Origin of the sequence: Candidatus Clostridium eludens (assembly GCF_045310515.1) — a bacterium.
In the GTDB taxonomy this organism is placed as follows: Bacteria; Bacillota; Clostridia; order Clostridiales; family Clostridiaceae; genus Clostridium_B; species Clostridium_B eludens.
Window position 1 is genome coordinate 64057 of sequence record NZ_JBJHZX010000014.1, and the last position, 23128, is coordinate 87184.

The 23128-nt window shown below is 32.2% G+C and carries 16 protein-coding genes; all 16 read right to left on the minus strand.

The features are described from left to right. Positions 1–71 precede the first annotated feature (71 nt). Positions 72–1829: a pyruvate kinase gene (gene pyk / locus ACJDU8_RS10820; RefSeq protein WP_406792171.1), complete on the minus strand. Its 1758-nt coding sequence runs from the start codon at positions 1827–1829 to the stop codon at positions 72–74. Positions 1830–1872: 43 nt separating this feature from the next. Beyond that, a complete protein-coding gene (gene pfkA, locus ACJDU8_RS10825; RefSeq protein WP_406792172.1) occupies positions 1873–2829 on the minus strand; it encodes a 6-phosphofructokinase in 957 nt (318 codons plus the stop codon). 256 nt (positions 2830–3085) lie between these two features. Further along, positions 3086–6562, minus strand: coding sequence for a DNA polymerase III subunit alpha (locus tag ACJDU8_RS10830; protein WP_406792173.1), 3477 nt, complete (start codon positions 6560–6562; stop codon positions 3086–3088). 243 nt (positions 6563–6805) lie between these two features. After that, the gene (locus ACJDU8_RS10835; RefSeq protein WP_406792174.1) at positions 6806–7138 is read right to left on the minus strand and encodes a hypothetical protein; all 333 of its coding nucleotides are present in this window, start codon (positions 7136–7138) and stop codon (positions 6806–6808) included. Between the two features lie 34 nt (positions 7139–7172). Then, positions 7173–8423, minus strand: a complete 1251-nt coding sequence (locus tag ACJDU8_RS10840; RefSeq protein WP_406792175.1) for an Alp7A family actin-like protein — start codon at positions 8421–8423, stop codon at positions 7173–7175. 220 nt (positions 8424–8643) lie between these two features. Next, positions 8644–9951 (minus strand): DRTGG domain-containing protein, encoded by a 1308-nt coding sequence (locus ACJDU8_RS10845; RefSeq protein ID WP_406792176.1) that lies wholly within the window; start codon positions 9949–9951, stop codon positions 8644–8646. Positions 9952–9962: 11 nt separating this feature from the next. Further along, complete coding sequence (whiA, locus tag ACJDU8_RS10850; protein ID WP_406792177.1) at positions 9963–10913, minus strand: DNA-binding protein WhiA; 951 nt, start codon at positions 10911–10913, stop codon at positions 9963–9965. Positions 10914–10926: 13 nt separating this feature from the next. Continuing rightward, positions 10927–12255 (minus strand): gluconeogenesis factor YvcK family protein, encoded by a 1329-nt coding sequence (locus ACJDU8_RS10855; protein ID WP_406792178.1) that lies wholly within the window; start codon positions 12253–12255, stop codon positions 10927–10929. Further along, positions 12252–13133, minus strand: coding sequence for an RNase adapter RapZ (gene rapZ / locus ACJDU8_RS10860; protein ID WP_406792179.1), 882 nt, complete (start codon positions 13131–13133; stop codon positions 12252–12254). The genes ACJDU8_RS10855 and rapZ overlap by 4 nt, the downstream gene beginning before the upstream one ends. 173 nt (positions 13134–13306) lie before the next feature. After that, entirely contained in the window at positions 13307–14221 is a 915-nt protein-coding gene (gene murB, locus ACJDU8_RS10865) for a UDP-N-acetylmuramate dehydrogenase (protein ID WP_406792180.1), read from the minus strand. A 201-nt stretch (positions 14222–14422) separates the two neighbouring features. Further along, the gene (gene uvrC, locus ACJDU8_RS10870; RefSeq protein ID WP_406792181.1) at positions 14423–16294 is read right to left on the minus strand and encodes an excinuclease ABC subunit UvrC; all 1872 of its coding nucleotides are present in this window, start codon (positions 16292–16294) and stop codon (positions 14423–14425) included. 17 nt (positions 16295–16311) lie between these two features. Then, the gene (locus tag ACJDU8_RS10875; RefSeq protein WP_406792182.1) at positions 16312–16917 is read right to left on the minus strand and encodes a metal-dependent hydrolase; all 606 of its coding nucleotides are present in this window, start codon (positions 16915–16917) and stop codon (positions 16312–16314) included. Positions 16918–17058: 141 nt separating this feature from the next. Continuing rightward, the gene (locus ACJDU8_RS10880; protein WP_406792183.1) at positions 17059–18486 is read right to left on the minus strand and encodes a peptidoglycan D,D-transpeptidase FtsI family protein; all 1428 of its coding nucleotides are present in this window, start codon (positions 18484–18486) and stop codon (positions 17059–17061) included. Positions 18487–18490: 4 nt separating this feature from the next. Next, complete coding sequence (locus ACJDU8_RS10885) at positions 18491–19705, minus strand: FtsW/RodA/SpoVE family cell cycle protein (protein ID WP_406792184.1); 1215 nt, start codon at positions 19703–19705, stop codon at positions 18491–18493. An 83-nt stretch (positions 19706–19788) separates the two neighbouring features. Then, positions 19789–20229 (minus strand): FHA domain-containing protein, encoded by a 441-nt coding sequence (locus ACJDU8_RS10890; RefSeq protein ID WP_406792185.1) that lies wholly within the window; start codon positions 20227–20229, stop codon positions 19789–19791. 71 nt (positions 20230–20300) lie between these two features. Next, positions 20301–23123, minus strand: a complete 2823-nt coding sequence (gene uvrA / locus ACJDU8_RS10895) for an excinuclease ABC subunit UvrA (RefSeq protein ID WP_406792186.1) — start codon at positions 23121–23123, stop codon at positions 20301–20303. Between the last annotated feature and the right edge of the window lie 5 nt (positions 23124–23128).

The window sequence follows — 23128 nt, forward strand, 5'->3', positions numbered from 1 at the left end:
CATCATATAATTTTAACCATATATTTCTGTAATATACAATAAATTTATGTAAATTTTTAATGAACATTTCTTTACATTATATTAGTTCTACCATTATATACTATTCCTCTAATAATATCCATAGTTATAAATGTACCTGTCTTTAATACTTCAGTAGCACCTCCGGCACCACAAATAATAGGTATTTCCCTTGTCAGACACTCAATAGCAAGATGAGAAGTTAGTCCTCCATTTTCAGCTATAACTCCTGAAACCTTATCCAGTACATCCATATATTCCCTATCCAGATCTTTAACTACTAAAATATCTCCCTTTTCAACTATTTCCTGTGCCTCCCTAGGAGTAGCTACTATTTTAGCATTTCCATAACCAGGTCTGACTCCTGCTCCTCTTCCTTGAACTAATATATCCCCAACTATATGAACCTTCAACATATTAGTGGTACCTGAATAACTAACAGGTATGCCTGCTGCTATAATTACCAAATCTCCCTTTTTCACATAGCCACTTTTTAATGATATTCTAACAGAATCTTCTATTAATTCATCTGTAGAATCAACCCTATTGGTAAGTATAGGAAATACTCCCCAATTCAATGCAAGTCTTCTGGCAACTTTATCGCTTGGAGTTACTGCTATAATATGGCATTGTGGTCTATACTTTGAAACCATTCTGGCTGTATGTCCGCTTTGGGTGGCAGTTATTATGGCAGAAGCCCTCAATTCTGAAGCAGTAGTACAAGTAGCAAGACTTATAGCATTTGGTACATTTTGTATGTGGGCCTTACTCCTTTTTTTAAGCAGAGAATTATAATCAATTTTTTCTTCTGCCGCCAGAGCTATTCTTGCCATGGTTTGTGCCGCTTCTACAGGATATTTTCCATTAGCAGTCTCACCACTTAACATTATAGCATCTGTTCCATCAAATATGGCATTAGCTATATCTGATGCTTCAGCCCTGGTAGGTCTTGGATTTCTTATCATAGAATCCAGCATCTGAGTTGCGGTTATAACAGGTTTTCCCGCTTTATTGCATTTTTCTATTATGGTCTTTTGAATTAAAGGCACCTGTTCTATGAGAATCTCTACTCCCATATCGCCTCTTGCCACCATTATTCCATCAGAAAATTTTATTATTTCATCTATATTGTCAACACCTTCTTGATTTTCAATTTTAGAGAATATCTGTATATCTTGTCCCCCATTTGCTTCAAGTACTTTTCTTATAGTAAGTATATCAGAAGCTTTTCTTATAAAAGAAGCTGCTACCATATCTACTCCAACCCTGCACCCAAATTTTAGGTCATCTTTGTCTTTCTCCGTTAAGGCTGGAAGTGCAATAGAAACTCCAGGTATATTTACTCCTTTATGATTACTAATTGTTCCATTATTTTTAATTGTGCAGTTTATCTTATTACTTTCAATAGTATCTACTTCCAGGGCAAGTAATCCATCATCAATTAATATACTATCTCCTTTTTTTAAATCATTGCATAAACCTTCATAAGTTATGGAACATTTAGTTTTACTCCCTATAATATTTTCTCCACAGTAAATAGTAAATTTTTCTCCTTCTTTTAGTTCCACCTTATCATTTTCAAAATTTCCCGTTCTTATTTCGGGTCCTTTAGTGTCAAGCATAATTGCTATTGGCTTACTATACTTTTTTCTCAGGTCTTTTACTAAATTTATCCTCTTCTCATGGTCCGGATAGTCCCCATGAGAAAAATTATGTCTAGTTACATTCATTCCGGCTTCAATAAGTTTGGATAAAACCTCTTCTGAATCACTAGTAGGTCCAATGGTAAAAATCATTTTAGTTTTTTGCATAATTTCCATATCCTCCTTATACGAAGTTTATTTTTCACTATTGCTAGGCTAACGCATTTGCTATTTCATACAATTTCTCATCAAACTTCCTTGGCATATTTAATGCTTCATCTATATCTAAATCAATAATTTTTTCCTCTTTAATGCCGATAACTCTCGAAGTTTTTCCCTCTTCCAATAATTCAACAGCTCTATATCCAAACCTTGAAGCCAGTATTCTGTCCCTGCATGTAGGACTGCCTCCTCGCTGAATATGGCCTAATTTTGTGGCTCTAGCTTCTATTCCAGTAACATACTGTATTTTTTTTGCCAAAGCCTCAGCCCCACCTATACCTTCTGATAAGACTATTAAATTATGCACTTTGCCATTTAACTTTGCCTCCAATATGTTTTTACACAATTCTTCTTCTTCATATCCTTTTTCTGGTACAATTATATTTTCAGCTCCACCCGCAAGTCCTGCATAAAGGGCTATATCTCCACAGTTTCTTCCCATAACTTCTACAATACTTACCCTTTGATGGGCTGTTGAAGTATCCCTTAATTTATTAATGGCATCTAAAACTGTATTTGCTGCAGTGTCAAAACCTACAGTAAAATCTGTATATGACAAGTCATTATCTATAGTTCCAGGTACTCCAATAGTTGCTATTCCCAATTTGGATAATTCTTGAGCTCCTCTAAAAGAACCATCTCCGCCTATTACCACAAGTCCCTCTATCTCAAACTTTTTCAATACATCTACTGCCATTTTCTTTCCTTTATCTGTTTTAAACTCTTCGGATCTGGCAGTTTTTAATATGGTACCTCCTCGCTGTACAATATCTGCCACACTTTTTCTTTCCATAGGTATTACTTCGCCATTCATGAGTCCTCTATATCCTCTTTCTATTCCCAGTATATCAAAATCTTTATCTAGGGCTGTTCTCACTACTGCTCTTACGGCAGCGTTCATACCTGGTGCATCTCCCCCACTGGTTAATACAGCTATTTTTTTCATATATAAACCTCCCACTATAGGGACTATCATCCCTTATTGATTAAAAACCCAATTTTTATACAATATATAATCTTATTTATATCACAATTATGTATTTTTTACCATGATATAATTAAACTTGTTTAATCCATGGTTTGTAATTTGTATACTAAATAATGATATATTTTGACATACATTATTTGAAAATGCCTAAACAAAGAAAAATTTTTCCTTTAAGTATTTTGTTTACTTTACAATAAAAATATACGGATTTAACTCATATAATTTTTACATTATCGTCTCCAAATCTTTTTCTCAGTATGGACATAAGCTCTACATCAGATTTTACCCATAGGTCTCTATCCAGCCTAAATTTTTTTCTTTCTTTTTGTGTACACAAATATACTGGAATACCTCCACTAAAATTTGCGAGTATGGGTTTAACCTCTTTTAAAATATTTTTTACATTCTCCTCTGTTTCAATTAAAATATAAAGTTTTTCAGTACCTATTCTCACAAGCGGTTCCAAAACTTCACAAATCAACTTAGGTTGTTCCTCTTCTCTAATACTTATTCTCCCCTTTATCAAGACCATAGAATCATCTTGAATTAGATTTTTAAATTTTTGAAAGACTTTAGAGAATATTATTATTTCCATAATTCCATATAAGTCTTCTAATCTTGAAAAAGCCATCATATCATTATTTTTAGTAATTTTTTTAGATACTTCAGACAATATTCCTCCAACTATAACTTTATCTCCGTCCCTTACTCTAATTTCTTCTATAAAACTTTCTTCAAGGGTTTCTCTTGTTATTATATCTGATATTTTGGTATCTGTTTGCAATCTCAAAGTCTTCTCGTATTCATCTAAGGGGTGACCTGAAAGATATAATCCTGTCATTTCCTTTTCCATGGACAGCATATCCCTTTTCATAAATTCCTGTATAGAGGGATACTGTATTCTTACACTGCTGTGTTCTATTTGAGAAAAAAGACTCATCTGCCCTTTTATATTCTTCTTTCTAGAATTTGTAACACCGTCAATTACCTTTTCATACACTGAGCTTAGCTGTGAACGATAAATTCCGAAACAATCAAAAGCTCCTGCTTTAATTAAACTTTCTACCACTCTTTTATTTATTGACTGTATCTCTATATTACTACAAAAGTCTATTAGATCTTTAAATTTACCATATTTTAACCTGGATTTAACTATGCTATCAATTATATTTTCTCCTACATTTTTTATAGCAGACAATCCAAATCTTATTTTGCCATCTTCAACTGTAAATTTTGCATAACTTTCATTAATACTAGGTGGCAGCACTTCTATACCTATACTTTTTGCAAATCTTATATAATATGCTACCTTTTCACTGTCACCTTTCACGCTGTTTAGCATTGCTGCTGTAAATTCTGTAGGATAATAATGCATTAAATATGCCGTTTGAAATGCTACCACAGCATAGGCGGCCGCATGGGATTTGTTAAATGCATAGGATGCAAAATCCATCATAGAATCAAATATATCATTTGCAACTTTTTCCGATATACCATTTCTTATACATCCCGGAACTTGAACTTCTCCATTTTCATCTACTATTCCATATACAAAGTTACGCCTTTCTTCTTCCATAACATGGTGCTTCTTCTTAGACATTGCACGTCTTACCAGATCACTTCTTCCAATAGAGTAACCTGCCAGATCCCTTACAATCTGCATTACCTGTTCTTGATATATTATGCACCCATAAGTAACAGACAGAATAGGTTTCAGTTTTGGTGTTGCATACTGAATTTCATGGATATTATTTTTATTTTTAATGTACTTTGGTATTTCTGCCATAGGTCCCGGCCTATAAAGACTAATTCCTGCTATTATATCCTCTAGAGAATCAGGCTTTAGTTCTTTCATAAAAGAAGTCATTCCTGGAGATTCAAATTGAAATACGCCCACAGTTTTTCCCTGGCCCACCATATCGTATACCGATTTATCATCATAATCTATATTGTCTAAGTCAATGCTTTCTCCTTTATTTTCTTTGATCATAGTAAGGGCATCCCTTAAAACTGTTAAGGTTCTAAGCCCTAAAAAATCCATTTTTAAAAGGCCAAGCTCTTCTAATGTATTCATTGTAAATTGTGTTACTATGTTACCTTCATTTCTTTGAAGAGGCACATAGTTTACCAGTGGTTGTGCAGCTATAACCACACCTGCTGCATGGGTAGAAGTATGCCTTGGAAGTCCTTCTAAGGCTTTTGCCACATCTATTAACTCTTTAGTCCTTGGTTCCTCTTCATAAGCTTCCCTAAATTCAGGATTAATCTCAAGTGCTTTATCTATGGTCATATTTGGCATCGCGGGAATCATTTTAGCTATTCTATCCACTTCCCCGTAGGGATAATTCATAGCCCTTCCCACATCTCTTATACATCCCCTGGCCGCCATGGTTCCAAAGGTTATAATTTGTGATACGTTGTCTTTACCATACTTTGTCACTACATAATCTATAACCTCCCCACGCCTTTCATAGCAAAAATCGCTGTCAATATCAGGCATGGAAATTCTCTCTGGATTTAGAAAACGCTCAAATATTAGATTGTATTTTATTGGATCTACTTTAGTAATGCCAAGAGTATATGCAACTATTGAACCTGCACCGCTGCCTCTACCCGGTCCTGTCATTATTCTATTTTGCGTTGCAAATCTTATAAAATCCCAGACTATTAGAAAGTAATCTACATATCCCATTGTCTTTATTATGTCTAATTCATACTCTAGCCTATTCCTCAATTTGTCATCTATGCTTTTATACCTTTTTTCAAGTCCCTCATAACATAATTGCCTCATATATTCATAAGGATCTATTCCTTCTGGAAGAGGAAATTTAGGAAGCTTTGAATTGTGAAACTCATAGTCAAAGTTACACTGCTGCGCTATCTTAACTGTATTCTCCAACGCCTCTGGTACATGGGAAAACATTTCATACATTTCTTCCGGAGATTTTAGATAAAATTCATCTGAGGGATACCTCATTCTATCTTCTTCATCTACAGTTTTTGCCGTCTGTATACAAAGTAAAATATCATGAGCTTTATAGTCTTCTTTTCTTATATAGTGTGCATCATTTGTCACAACTAAAGGAATATTAAGTTCTTTAGACATAGATATTAGTTCCTGATTTATTTTAAGCTGTTCTTTTATGCCATGATATTGAAGTTCAAGATAAAATCCTTCCTTAAAAATTCTTTTATAGAAAAGAGCTATTTCCTTAGCCGTCTTTATATTGTCTTTTAATATATTGGATTGGACTTCACCACCCATGCAAGCACTTAGTGCTATTAAACCTTCACTGTGTGCTTCTAAATAATCGTGGTCCACTCTTGGTTTATAATAAAACCCTTCAATAGAAGCTGTGGAAACTATTTTCATCAAATTTTCATATCCCTGTTTGCTTTTTACAAGAAGTACTAAATGGTAATTTTCATTTTCTCCATTATTCTGTTTTACGTGCATAGATTTTTGAGATACATATATTTCACACCCTATTATAGGCTTAATTCCTTGAGCTTTAGCTTCTTTATAAAATTCCACACACCCATACATACCGCCATGATCCGTTATAGCAATACTATCCATGCCCAATTCTTTTGCCCTAGCTATAAGTTTTGGGATTTTAGCTGAAGAATCTAAAAGAGAATATTCAGTATGCTGATGCAGACTTATCCATTGATATTTTTTATCACCCATTTAAAACAGTTTACCTCCCTTTCTATTAACAATTAACCTCACTACTATTCTACTATAAAAATCACTAATTGAATTTCTATAATTTATTATTTAATATTATGAATAGTATTTAAATCACACTAAGTCCCATTTGATCATATATATTCTTATATTGCATGATTTTTTACAAAGCAAATTGCACTTAAATACTACTTAATTACAATAAATAAAAATATTGTAATAAAAAAAACTGATTATGATTAATTAATAATCATAATCAACAGTATCTTCTTGGTCTAATTCTCCTGTTACTTCTTTAATTTCATTTATAATCATACCTTCTTTTAATGACCTTTTCTCTTCTATGATATTATCTTCCATATCACTTTTAACATAAACCTTACTAGAAATCCTACTAATATATTCTGATATATTATCTAGTCTTTCAAGTATTAGTTTGTCATTTTCTTCCTTTTTTACCAAATCTATAATATAGGATGTCAAATTTCTTTTTAAAGCCTTCTCATTTAAAATTTGATAAACATCATCTGGCATCTCTTTGCTATTTAAAGCCATTCGATTTCTTTTTTTTATCATTTTTTAATAGTATTCTCCTTTGCTCTATTGAATTTTAGTGTACTATTAAATTTTCTTCTTCCTTCTGATTCTTAGAACTCTCACATTTTTTCATTTCATTAATAGAGAATATCTCAAGTGCAGTTAAATTGATGGTCCTTGATGTAGGCATAAAAACTTCCTTTTCATCATCTTGTAATATTTCATGTAAAAAATAATGGTTATTCTGTGCCGCCTCATCATTCATATGCTTTCTAAGGGAAATTTTCATATATGGTTCTAATACCGGAGCTTCTCCCCCAAAATATATGAACTTTATAACTTTATCTGTTTCTTTGAATGCATTAAAGATTTGGGTAATTAACATATCTGAATATTCCTGTAGCATTTCAGTTATAATTTCTGTAAAATCAAAACTGTTTCCTACATTTTCATTTTTAAGAATATACTTTTGATTTTTATAGTTAGCTATTATAAATTTTTCGAAAGCCCTTAAATCATGAAAATATTCAAGTAATTTTTCTTTTCTTAAAGTTTCTAAGCGTCCTAAAAATGGTTCTATGTCAATGACTTTAAAACTATCTCTTTCTTTTGGAGCTGTCAGTCCCTTTCCTAACTTAACAGCATCCGTTGAACCTCCGCCTATGTCTGAAAGCACAACCTCAAAGTTATTAAATTTGTTTTCTAACTCATATCTCTTCTCTATTTTGATAACATCATTTTCCTCCACTATTTTATACTTTAAGGAATGCCTGGCCACTTCACTTTCTATCCTGCATTTTGATTTTCTAACCTTTATTCTTATATCTCTTTCCATACCTAACGTAATTACTTTCACCCTATGGTCACCAATAAATCTACTCTCCATTTCATGTTCAGCTATACTAAACTTTTCTGCCCGCTTTAAAAGCCATATAGGCAGCATCATATTCATAGAGCTAATATTAACCTCATCATCCTCACTATTACTTATTACTATGTTATAGTAGGCTATAGAGGCCAGGAAGGATATATATGGTATAACGCTACGTATTTTATCATTCATTCCATTTACATGAGAATTTGATAATTTACTTTTTTCTGCAAACTCCCCGACTAAATAATAGCGTTCCTGACCATCGTATGTAGTTGAAATTAGCAATCTATCTAATAAATCCTTAGGCTCATTTATACCTGATACAAACATGCCATCTGCTTGCTTTTTGCTTATTTCAACCACATTAGTGGGTATCTCAAAATAATATCCATCTACCATAAAATTATTAGTTGAATTTCCAAAATCAGCATTAAATCTTTTAATATCCATACTTTTTCTTCTCCTTATAACAATATAGTTTATTACTATTTTATTACATTTTATCATATAGTTTCCTTAAATCAATAGTTTTTCCCAAATTAATAGTACTTAAATATGACTTAACTTATATTTTCTATAACTAATTTTAATTTATCTTCAAAAAAAATAACCGGCTAATATGCCAGTGTAATTTACATAATATTATTTGAACAACATTCCTTACAACTTGTTATTTTCTTATTATTCTCACAGATACAATACATTTCCCTGCTATGTGCTTCTTATCATTAAACATATTTGCCTCTACCTTGCAATAATTTTTGCCTTCGTCTATCATATTAACATATATTTCAACCTGGCTATCAATTTGTACAGGTTTCATAAAATACGTATTTATACTGTCCACAGCCAGCATACTGGTATTATTTTTTTGTCTTAAACTTACAATTGCCATAGTAGACAGCAGCATATTTAGAGCACTCCAGGAAGCTGTGCCTATATCATTTAGCATTTCTGGAGTTATCCTTCCCATAAAACAAAATTTATTATCTCTAATTTGCACTTGAAATCTCTTTAATATTAAATCCTCAAGAGTTTCTCCTGATTGAGGTTGTCTTAACATATAGTGCAGTGCTTTTATTACATCCCTTTTAGTTATAACACCTACTAATTTTTTATAATTTGCTACTGGAACTAATTCCATGCCTTCTAGATCCATTATGTGAGCTACATAAGCTACCGTAGTCTTCGGTTTTACTATAACAGGATCTTTTCGCATTAGCTTGCTTACTGGATCATTATCTAAATCATCATTGGGCAGATCTTTTGATGTTACAATTCCCACTATTCTCTTTTCATTATCCACTACAGGATATACCTTATATTTAGCCTGCTTTATCAACTTTCTCCATACAAGCACTGTATCTGTAGCTTTAAGATAACATGGATTACTTCTCATTATGTCTTCTACAAGAACTATGTCTTTTTTTATTAAATTTTGGGAAATAGCTTTATTTATCATACTTGCTACTGTAAAAGTATCATAGCTTGTGGATATTATTGGAAGACACTTCTTATTTGCCAGCTCTTTTATTTCACTACTACAGTTAAAGCCTCCTGTTATAAGGACTCCTGCATGGTTTAGAATAGCAAGTTTTTGAACTTCTTCTCTATTGCCTGTTATAACCAAACAATCCTTCTCTATATATTTTTTCATAGTATCCGTGGTCATTGCACTTATTACAAAATGGTGTAATATCTTGTGTATTCCATTTTTTCCACCAAGTAGACTCCCATTTACAATATTTATTACCTCAGCATAAGTCAATTTCTCTATATTTTTCTTCTCAACCTTCTCTATTCGTACAGTTCCCACTCTAGGGATGGTAGTAACTATGCCAAGGTCAGCAGAATGTTTTATTGCTCTATATGCCGTTCCATCACTAACACCCAATTCACTGGCTATATTTCTAACCGAAATTCTAGTTCCAGCTTCCAGTGAAAGTATATATCTCACTATATCTTCATGCTTTGACATGGACTAAGTTCCTACCTTTCTTTTCTTAATTCATCTGCTATTTTTTCAATTCTTCTTAACCTGTGATTTACCCCCGATTTACCTACTTTAGGATTCAACATTTCCCCTAATTCCTTTAAAGACTCATCCGGATATTTTAATCTCAATTGAGCAATTTCTCTTAAATTAGCAGGAAGTCTATTTAATCCTATTTCCTTTTGTATGAGTTTTATACTCTCAGATTGTCTTACAGATGCATTTACAGTTTTACTTAAATTTGCAGTTTCGCAATTTACAAGCCTGTTAACATTATTCCTCATCTCTTTTATTATCCTTATATTTTCCAGTTCTAAAAGAGAGGCGTGAGCTCCTATTATATTTAATAGATCTACTATTTGCTCTCCTTCTTTAAGGTAAATTATAAAACTACTTTTTCTCTGTATTACTTTAGAATTTAACCCATATCCATTTATGAGTTTACTTAACTCCTTTGCATACTCACTGTTATGGGTGACAAATTCAAGGTGGTAAGTTTTTTCAGGATTACTAATACTACCTCCTCCTAAAAAAGCCCCTTTGATATAGAACCTTTTAAGTTCCTCACTTTCTATAATATTTTTTGGTATACTGTAATCTAAAGAAAAAACATTCTTTTCTTCTTTTAAAATACCTACTTTTTTAAGCAGGTATTTTACATCCATATTTTCTGTTATCATTATTATATACACATTATTTTTTTTGAAAGAATTATTTTTCTTAACTAATATTTTAGTGTGTATGTTGAACTTATCCTTTAGTATTTTAAATATAAATCTGGCAGTAGCAGCATTTTCTGTAATTATTTTAAAATTAAACTGTTTATTTGCTCCTAAAAGCAAAGTTCCACTTACTTTCATTATTGCGGACAATTCTGCTATGGCTTCTCTTTCATTAATAGTTGTATATCTACAAATTTCATTTTTTACTTTCAATGAAAATGACATGTCTATCTCCTACTTACCTTTTATTTTCTTTTAATCTCTCTGACAAATAAAAATATTCTATTCTCTTCTTTCTATCATATAAAAGCTTTTTATCCATAATAGTTTCTATCAATATAGAGGCTAATTTTTCAGAATTGTGTCTTATTAATCCATTTTTAATACTTATGAAGTCTCCTTCAATAACCTTTACCCCTAATGAAGAAACTATTTCATCATCTACTTTCACTAAATGGGATTCTTCTTCTTTATATTTACCTTCTAATTCTACATCTATTTTGCCTACATTCACAATTACATAATCCATTATTTCATTCCCAACATGTTTAAAAATAGTTGCTATATGATCTTCCACCGAAAATCCATCCGTCTCTCCAGGTTGGGTCATTATATTTGAAACATAAAGTCTTATAGCAGGAGTTTTTTTCACTGCATTAGCTATATCTTTAACCAAAAGATTAGGAATTACACTGGTATAAAGACTACCAGGTCCCAATATTACTGCATCTGCTTCAAGTATTGCATCCACGGCTTCCTTTAAAGCCCTGGCATTTTTAGGTTCTATAAATATTTCATCTATACGAGTATTCTGATTAATAGCCTGCTGTGGAATGTTTGACTCTCCTGATACTATAGTACCATTTTGCAGCTTTGCCTTTAAAACTAAGTTATCCAGAGTCACCGGCATTACCCTTCCTGTTACTGCAAGTACAGAACTCATTTTATGAACAGCTTCTTCAAAGTTTCCCGATATCCCGTCCATGGCTGCTAAAAACAAATTACCGAAACTTTGATTTTTTAATCTCCCGTCTTTAAATCTATATTGAAGAAGTTCCTCCATAAGAGGTTCAGTATCTGCCAGTGCCATTATGCAATTTCTTATATCCCCAGGGGGAAGCATCCCCAAATCTTCCCTCAAATCTCCAGAGCCTCCGCCATCATCCGCTACAGTGACTATGGCAGTTATATTTGAAGTATAGTACTTAAGACCTCTTAACATAGTGGAAAGACCAGTGCCACCACCTATAGCAACAATTTTAGGACCTTTTACTAATAAACGTTTTTCATATATTAAATTTTCCAGCTTCTTAGAATCTAAGGATACACTTAAATATCCTTTATTTATAAGGGCTATTATAGACCTCATACCCTGGGTTATAGAAATATATACCACAAAAATTCCTGATATCATTAAAAACATATAAAAAGATATATAATAGAAACTATAAAATCTTCTATTTATAAACTCTATTACACCAAAGATTATAAACAGTACTCCCATAACTCCAAGCATAACCCATCTTTTAACCTTAATGCCCGGCCTAAACCAATCTATAATCTTCATAGTTTTTTACCACCTTTAGCATCTTCCTCTATATCCCTGTGGTCTATATTTACCTTATGACCATTATCCTTTAACCTATTATAAATGGTATTTGCAATGGTTACAGAACGATGTCTTCCTCCTGTACATCCTATGGATACAATAAGCTGTCTCTTGCCTTCTTTTAAATAGTTAGGTATTAAAAATTCTAACATATTCTCTAATTTATCTATGAACTCTAAGGTCTCTTCAAAGTTCATTATATAGTCTACTACAATTTTATCTTTACCTGAATGCTTTTTTAGTTCAGAGATATAGAAGGGATTGGGTAAAAACCTTACATCAAATACCAAATCTGAATCAACAGGTATACCATATTTAAACCCAAAAGAGAGTACAGTAATTATTAATTGAGTTTCCATCTGTCCTTCCTCTGAATATATGCTGTTTATCTCTTCTCTGAGTTCTCTTGTTGCTAGTTTAGATGTATCTATTATATTATCTGACCTGTCTTTTATTTCCCTAAGTTTATTTCGTTCCATAAGTATTCCATTTAAAATTCTGCCGTCAGGTGCTAATGGGTGCTTTCTTCTAGATTCCTTAAACCTTTTAATCAATACTTCATCTGAGGCATCTAAAAATAATATTTCATATTTATATTCCTGCCTCTGCAGGTATTTCAAACTCTCAAATATATCATCAAAGAACTGTCCTCCCCTTATGTCTATAACTAGCGCTATCTTATCAATTTTTCCGTCAGTTTGATAACAGGCCTCTGCAAATTTAGGTATTAGTGTAGGGGGAAGGTTATCTACACAAAAGAACCCCAAATCTTCTAAATTTCTTATAGCTTGAGTTTTCCCAGCTCCAGATAATCCTGTTACTATAACAAATCTCATAGTTACATCCCTCCATTGGCAACATTTTAGCCTTGTTATATAAAATTTATCATTATGATATACAGATTTATTTTTTTAATTATAACATAACCAACTATAAGAATAAAACATAACTAAAAAGGAGAATCAAGTGCACTATACACTAATCCTCCGCTTCAATACTATGCTCTAGTTTAATCTTCACCTATAATTCTAACTTCAGTATATAAATCTACATTAAATTTTTGTTTTACCCTATCTTGTACAATAGCTATTAAAGCTAAAATATCTTTTGCAGTAGCATTTCCTTTATTTATTATAAAACCTGAATGCTTTTCAGATACTTGGGCATCTCCCACGCTTTCCCCTTTTAGACCAGTATCTTCTATAAGTTTTGCTGCAAAATATCCCTTGGGTCTTTTAAAAGTACTGCCTGCAGAAGCATGTTCCAAAGGCTGCTTTTCATTTCTTCTTCTGTTTAAATCTTCTATACGATTCATTATATCTTCATGATTGCCCTTTTGTAAGCTAAATGTAACTTCTAAAATAGTATACCCATTTTTTAATATAGAACTCATTCTATATCCCAGTTCCATTTCTTCTCTATTTAAGAGTTTAATTTCTCCATCTCCACATATAACCTTTGCACTTTCTATTACATTTGAGATTTCTCCATTATAGGCACCTGCATTCATAGTAACTGCACCCCCTACGCTTCCAGGGATACCACAGGCAAATTCAAAGCCTGCTAGAGAGTTATTTAATGCTGCAGCTGAAATATCTTTTAAGGATGCTCCACTTTCTGTAATAATCTTGTTTTCCTCAACTCTAATTTTATTCAACTTTATAAGTTTAATCATTATACCCCTTATGCCGCCATCTCTCACAAGCAAATTAGATCCATTTCCCATTATATAATAAGGTATGTTTTCTTTCTTACATAACTTTACAACATCTATTACCTGATTAGAATTTTCAGGGGTAAGTAATACATCTACAGGTCCCCCTACTTTAAATGAAGTATGTCCTCTCATAGGCTCATCTATTTTTATATCCTGGTCATTCAATATTTCCCTTAACTTTATAGCAAAATCTTTAAACTTATTCATTATAAATATTCTCCTCGAAAATTAAAATTATGTATTATATTCAGTATAATGTATGTATAATCCTTAATCAAGATTTATATATATTCTCTCTACAAGTGATAATATACAGTTTATGCCCTAAATATGTATATATTCTCGTATAAATATTATTTTTAAAACATCTTGAATTATATTGTTTTATTTACAACTTATTTCATTTTTTTAATTCTTATGTTTTTTAAAATAAGAAAGTATGCTCTCTGCTGTACGTCTATCTATAGACGGCGTATTTGTAAGCTCCTCTATACTTGCCTTTTTTATATTTTCTATGCTTACAAATTTTTTTAAAAGTTCTTTTCTTCTCTTCATACCTACATTAGGTATATCCTCCAGTACAGAATGAAGTACCCTCTTATTTCTTAAGCTTCTATGATAAGTTACAGCAAATCTATGGGCTTCATCCTGTATTCGGGTAACAAGCTTAATTATATTAGAGTTCATATTTACTAGTATTTCTTCATTTTTATACATAAGACCCCTGGTTCTATGCCTGTCATCCTTTACCATACCACATACAGGTATATCTATATTAAACTCTTTTAACACTTCAAGGGCTGCATTTACCTGCACTTTTCCTCCATCCATAAGAATTAAATCAGGAAATACACTAAACTTTCCTGCACTAAATTCTAAATTTTTTTCTTTTATTCTGTTTATTTCCTCCATACCATTTTGAAATCTTCTCCTTAGTATTTCTCTCATACTCTCATAATCATTGGCACCCTTTACCGTATTAATTTTAAATCTTCTATAATCGTTATTTTTTGCCCTTCCATTTTGAAACACTACCATTGTACCTACAGAATCTACTCCCTGGATATTAGATACGTCATAGGCTTCTATCCTATGGGGAATTCCATCTAAATTAAGTATTTTCATGAGTTCTTCAAGGGATGTTTTATACATTTTCTCATCTTGAATAAATTTTGACTTAAAGTTTTGCAAAGTGGTTTTAGCATTTTTTTCTACTAAATCTAAAATTCCCTTTTTATCACCTTTTTTGGGTACCTTAATATATACTCTGGAATTCTTTTTCATACTAAGCCAATCTTCCAGTAGTTGAATATCATAGATTTCTGAAACATATATTGTTTTTGATATATACGCTGTGCCTCCGTAAAATTCCTTTACAAAATTCGCTACTATTTCTCCTTTAGGAAGATCTTGTGTATTTTCTACAATAAAATCTTCTCTCCCTATTATTTTTCCAGATCTTAAGAAAAACACTTGAACACAACTGTCTTTTTCATCAGAATATATATTTATAAAATCTTCGTCTTCAAATCCTCCTGTGGTTATTTTTTGTTTTTCAATGATTTTTTCTATGGCAAAAATCTTATCTCTCAATTCTGCGGCCTTTTCAAATTCAAGCCTCTGGGATGCACTGTCCATATCTTCTTTCAATTTTTTAATTATATCTTTGTTCTTTCCAGATAAAAACTCTACTACCCCTGATATAATTTTATTATATTCTTCTGCATTAATATGTCCAGTACAGGGTGCCATACATAATCCTATATGATAATTTAGGCAAGGCCTCCTACCCTTTACATCCTCTTTTTTTATATTAAGTCTACAATCCCTTATGGGAAATATTTTCTTTATAACTTCCATCGTCTCATAAACTGCTCCGGTACTTATATAAGGTCCAAAATATTTAGCACCATCTTTTACCATGTTTCTCGCAAATATTATCCTTGGAAAATCTTCATTTACAGTTACTTTTATTAAAGGATATATTTTATCGTCCTTTAGTAATATATTGTACCTAGGTCTATATTTTTTTATTAAATTGCACTCTAATACAAGGGCTTCCATTTCGGAATCTGTAACTATATACTCAAATTCTGAAATATGTTTAACCATTGTCTTCACTTTTTCAGAATGATTTTTAGATTTCTGAAAATACTGTCTAACTCTATTTTTTAAAACTTTTGCCTTTCCTACATATATTACTTCTCCTAAAGAATTTTTCATCAAATATACTCCAGGTTTATCCGGCAATATTTTTAACTGTTGTTGAAAATCAAACACTAAATTCACTCCTAAGATTATTTGTATATAACTGGAAGTTTATATATGGTAAATAATATCCCAAATATCATTAAAAGTTCTTCTATAGTACATCCAATTTTAGAATTAGTTTTATAAGTTAAAGGCATCTTGAATTTTTTATTTTTAAAAGGATAAAATAATGGTACCCCTCTGTTCGTAGCCATATCACATAACAAATGCATTCCATAACCTATAATAAAATAATACACCAAATGATACAAATTATACATATTCCCTAAATATCCTATAATAAAAGAGAACATTATCATACCTGTCAAACTATGAGTTAATCCATTTCTATGGGTAGACAGGGCTATTATTAAAAATGATATACCAATAGCCTTAATGACAGGTTCTCCTTTATATAAATAATCATACCACAACAGTATTATTCCTAAACAATTATAAAAAATAACTTTAGTAAGTTTATTTCTAAAAGGAAGTATGTATTTATTTATTACACTCTTAGGGTGATCTATATCTGGGAGTATGGATGCAAATATCACTACAAGTATACCAATATAATTAAACTTTCCGGGAAGTATATCATAAACAGATAAAAAAGTAACTACTCCAATACCTGCATGAGTTTTACCTTTCATATTTTCTCCTTTAAAAACAGTTATAATATTAAAATTTCACTGCACTTTAAAACTACTTTTTAAGTATCTATATTATAACATTAAATTCAAAGGAACTTTATCTTTTGCTGCGAAAATTCCCGAGAAAAGTTTAAATTTTAACTATTTTCGCAGTGCTGTTCTTATAACTTCTGATGCTATGGACGCAGCTAATTTACCTCCCTGTCCTCCATTCTCTACAATTACCGCTACGGCTACTTGTGGATCCTCATAAGGTGCAAACCCTATGAACCAGGCATGTGGAGAAGAATACTTTCCTTGAGATTCATTATCTGCTGTTCCAGTTTTTCCTGCTACTTCTACACCCTCTACAGAAGCATTAGTTCCTGTCCCTGATTCTACCACGGATCTCATGAGATCCTTCATGGTAGATGCTACATCCTGAGAAATTATCTGTCCTACCTGTTCTGGCTGTATGCTCTTTACTTCTTCTCCCTGACTATTTGTCACATCACTTACCAGATAAGGTCTCATCAAGACTCCCCCATTTGCTATAGTACTTGTAACCACTGCCATCTGCAGAGGACTTGCTAAATCACTACTCTGTCCTATGGCACTTTGAGCTATACTTCCTTTTTCATAAGATTTTAGTTCAGGAAATTTACTAGGTTCTACAGGTATACCATCTGTAGGAATTTCTTTATTAAAGAAAAATTTTTCTGCGGTTTTCTTTAGTGTTTCATTTCCAAGTTCCAGCCCAAGGGAACCAAAATACACATTACTAGAATGGGTATAGGCTTCCTTAAAAGTAATATTTCCCAAAACTTCTCCTTGAAAATTATGCAGGGTGTAATCCCCTCCTATATAAAGTTCTCCTGTATCCTGAAAAGATCTGTTTTGAATTCCGCTTATATTTTCCAGAGCACTTACAGCAGTTATGGTTTTAAAAGTAGAACCTGGTGGATAAAGCCCCGCTGTAGCCCTATTTATAAGGGGTCTGCTTTCATCTTTATTCAACTGTTCCCATGTATTTTGCATGTCATTGGGATCAAAAGAAGGTTTTGATACCATTGCCAACACTTCTCCCGTTTTAGGATTTAATACTACCACAGCTCCTTTATTATCCCCCAGTAAATCATAAGCTTTTTTCTGTGTCTCTAGATCTAATGTGGTTTTTAAATTATTACCAACCTTTTTTTGAGTCTTTCCTTTATTCTCAATAAGGCTCTTTATACTATCCTTAATATTTGTAGACATTAATTCTTGGTCATATTTTCTCTCAAGACCTGTGATTCCATACTTAATATCTACATAACCCAATACATGTGCAAACATTGCACCGCCTGTGTATTCTCTCTTTTGAGTTTCTTGATTTACAGGTTCACTTTTAGTTAATGCATTGCCATTTCTATCATATATAGTTCCCCTAAGCACTTCATTTCTCTTTATCCAAAGTCTTCTGTTATAGGAATTGTTTACTATTTTAGGTCCAATTGACATCTCAAAATAAGTCATATAGGAAATAAGTGCTATGAAACATATTAAAAAGACCATCATTACTTTTTTTATATTATTCAATATGTTATTCATCCTGCTACCTACCTTCTTCCGATATCTTCTGTATTATACCTAAAGAAAAAAATGTTATAAGCATGGAACTCCCCCCTCTACTTACAAGAGGCAGCGTTATACCTGTAAGAGGAATAGCATTCATGACTCCTCCTACTATAACTAAAACCTGAGATGCAATCATTGCACTATAACCCACTGCCAAAAGTCTTGAAAATTTATCATTGCCGTATACCGCAGCTCTCATGCACCTATAAAACAATAAAAAATACAATATTATTATAGAAAAACCTATTAAAATACCCAATTCTTCACAAAGTACCGCAAATATAAAATCCGTAGTATTAATAGGCACATATTCAGGATGGCCTAACCCTAGTCCTGTTCCTGTAAGTCCTCCGGATGCTATGGAAAACATAGATTGGACAATTTGATAACTTTGATTAGTAGCATAAGGCCAGGGATTTCTCCATATCATAATCCTTGTCCTAACATGATTAAATAACTTATAACTAAGTATAGCTCCCCCTGATGAAAGTAAAAAACAAATTAATACATACCTAAATTTAGAAGTAGCTATATAAATCATAGTTACAGCTATTCCAAAAAATATAAGGGCAGAGCCTAAATCTTTTTGGAGTACCATAAATGCCAAGGATATCATTACTGCTATACCGGGTATTATTAAATTCTTAAAATTTTTATAGTCCTTTAAATCTGCTGCCAGATATGCCACTAGAAACAGTTTTGCAAATTCTGAAGGTTGAAATTGAACTCCTGCTAAGCTAACCCAGTTCTTAGCACCATTTATCTCAGTTCCTGTAGCAGTACCTACAACCGTACCCATTCCCATAAATATCAGTGTAAATACCAAATATATATACTTATACTTACTAAACCTACTGGTATCCGGCATTAAAACCACAATAAGTATAAATCCCGTAACCCCGATTGCAAACCATATTATCTGTTTAATAGAAACTGTCATATCTATCCTGTACAACATAACCATGCCTATAACTGACAGTATACTTGAAAAAATAAATATGTATTTATCTCCGTCGGAAAAGAATTTTCTTATTACAAAATAAGAATACCCTATTAATAAACAGATCACAAGTGCCATTATCATAGCACCTTTATCAAAAGGCTGCTTTATTATGGCTAGATTCAGAAAGCAAACAAAACATAGCAAATATGTATATCTTAGTAATTTTCTCTCATCCCTAGTAGTATCCAATATATTCACCACCTATAACAATTATAGTAACTTTTTTAAAACTCTTACAATAAATTTTTCTACTACAATAGACATCTGACAAATTATCCTATAACTTTAAAAGCTGTATTTCCAATTTTGATTTCATCTCCTGGGGCTAAATAATGTTTTCCCCTTAATTTCTTCCCATTTAAAAGAGTTCCATTAGTACTTCCCAGATCCTCTAATACACAATCTTTTGCATTTTTTATATATACTCTGGCATGATGACCTGATGTATAAGGATCTTCTAATATAAGCTGATTATCGTTTTTCCTGCCTATAGTTACTTCTCTCCTCACCGGAATTACAGCGCCTCTTCTAAGGTTTGAATTTTTACCTGGATTAACTACTTCAAGACCAAAGGATTTCCTAGCTGGATTTCTATTTCTTTTTCCTCCATTTTTTATATCCTTATACATTATTTTTAGTGCCCAAAATATTATAATATAAACTATACCTATAATTACAATTTTAAAAATCATACTTAATTTACTTAGATCCATTTAAAAATATCCTCCCTTAACACATGGAAAGACTAGCATTATAAGTGTGCCTATGCTAGTCTTTACATAGATTATAACATCTTTTTTAGATATTGTCCCGTATAGGAGTTCTTATCTTCGGCCACCTGCTGCGGGGTACCTGTACAGAGAATACTTCCGCCTTTATCTCCTCCTTCAGGTCCAAGATCAATGATGTAATCTGCACACTTTATAACATCTAGATTATGTTCTATAACCACTACTGTATTACCTACATCTACAATTCTCTGAAGTATATTTATAAGCTTATTAACATCATCTATATGGAGTCCTGTAGTAGGTTCATCCAATATATATATAGTTTTTCCCGTACTCCTCTTAGACAATTCATAAGCCAATTTAATTCTCTGTGCTTCTCCTCCAGACAGCTGTGTTGAAGGTTGACCTAATTTAATGTATCCAAGCCCTACATCCATTAAGGTCTGTAATTTATTTTTTATTCTTGGTATATTTTCAAAAAATTTCAACGCCTCTTCTACAGTCATATTAAGTATATGATCAATATTTTTGTTCTTATATTTCACTTCAAGAGTTTCTCTATTATATCTTTTACCTTTACATACTTCACAAGGAACATATACATCTGATAAAAATTGCATTTCTATTTTTATTATTCCATCACCACTACAGGCTTCACACCTTCCTCCTTTTACATTAAAGCTAAACCGTCCAGGCTTATACCCTCTCATTTTAGCTTCAGGAGTATTTGAAAACACCTGCCTTATTATGTCAAATACTCCTGTATAAGTTGCAGGATTTGATCTAGGTGTCCTACCTATAGGACTTTGATCTATATTTATAATCTTATCTATATTTTCTACTCCTGTAATATGTTCATATATCCCTGGATTATCCTTTGAATTATTTAATTTTTTATGCAGGGCCTTATATAATATTTCATTTACCAAGGTACTTTTTCCCGAACCAGATACACCCGTAACACAGTTAAATACTCCAAGCGGAAACTCCACATCAATATTTTTTAAATTATTTTCTCTGGCTCCTATTACCTTTATGTATTTCCCATTACCCTCTCTTATATTCTCAGGTACGTTTATTTTTCTCTTTCCACTTAGGTACTGTCCAGTTATAGAAGTATCACAATTTATAATATTTGAAATATCTCCTGCTGCAACAACTTCTCCCCCATGTTCTCCTGCTCCAGGGCCTATATCTACTATGAAGTCCGATTGTTTTATGGTATCTTCATCATGTTCTACCACTATAACCGTATTTCCCAGATCTCTTAAATGCTTTAAGGTAGCAATTAATCTATCGTTATCTCTCTGATGCAAACCTATGCTGGGTTCATCCAATATGTAAAGTACTCCTACCAAACTAGAACCGATTTGTGTTGCAAGCCTTATTCTCTGGGCCTCTCCTCCTGATAAAGTTCCCGCTGTTCTTGATAAAGTTAAATAATCAAGCCCCACATCTATGAGAAATTCAAGCCTGGAATTTATTTCTTTTAATATCTGCTGACTTATAATTGTATCCTTTTCTGACAATTTTATTTCCTGAAAAAATTTCAATTCGTCTTTTATAGACATACTACAAAATTCAAATATATTTTTTCCCCCTACTGTAACTGCAAGTGCTTCTGGTTTTAATCTTGCTCCTTTGCATTTTGGACATGGATTATGACTCATATAGTTTTCTATTTCCCTTTTTATGTAATCAGAATTTGTTTCCATATACCTTCTTTTTAAATTATTTACTATTCCTTCAAAAGCATGATTAAACTCCATTACCCTATTTTCTTTTTTATACCTGACCCTTATTTTCTCTCCCTTTAATCCATATAGTAACATATCTAAAACTTGAGGATTTAAATCTTTTACGGGAGTATCCAATTTAAATTTGTACTTACTTGAAAGGCCTCTTAATATACTGAAAGTCCATGAATCTTCTTTCAAACTTCCTTCTCCCCAGCACATTACAGCTCCGTCTAATATACTTTTTTTTCTATCAGGTATAACAAGATTATCGTCTATTTCAAGTAATGTACCAAGTCCATCACAAGCATCACACTTACCAAAAGGAGAATTAAAAGAAAAAGTTCTTGAAGTAATTTCCCCAAGGCTTATGCCACAGTCGGGACATGCAAATTTATCACTAAACAAAATGTCATCTCCTCCAATGACATTTATGATCACTGTTCCTTCTGACAATTTTAACGCCACTTCTATAGAATCTACAAGTCTGCTTCTTATTTCATCTTTTATTACAAGTCTATCTACTATAACTTCAATAGTATGTTTTTTATTTTTCTCAAGCTTTATCTCTTCATCTTGAAGGTCTACTATATTTCCATCAATTCTAGCTCTCACAAAGCCGTTCTTTACTATATTTTCTAGTATTTTTACATGCTCTCCCTTACGTCCTTTTATCATAGGGGAAAGTATCTGTATTTTAGTTCTCTCCTCCATAGCCATAATTCTATCCACTATTTGATCTACAGTCTGCTGGGTTATTTCCTTCCCACATTTAGGACAATGCGGTACACCTATACGGGCATACAATAATCTCAAATAATCATATATTTCAGTAACTGTTCCTACTGTAGAACGAGGATTTCTGCTAGTTGTTTTCTGATCTATGGATATAGCTGGTGACAATCCTTGAATATATTCTACATCCGGTTTATCCATTTGCCCTAAAAATTGTCTTGCATAAGCAGATAAAGACTCTACATATCTTCTCTGTCCTTCTGCATATAAAGTATCAAAAGCTAGGGAAGACTTTCCCGATCCAGAAAGTCCGGTAAAAACTATCAACTTATCTCTAGGTAATATCAAATCCACATTTTTTAAATTGTGAACTTTAGCACCTTTTATCACTATGCTATTTTTCATTAATT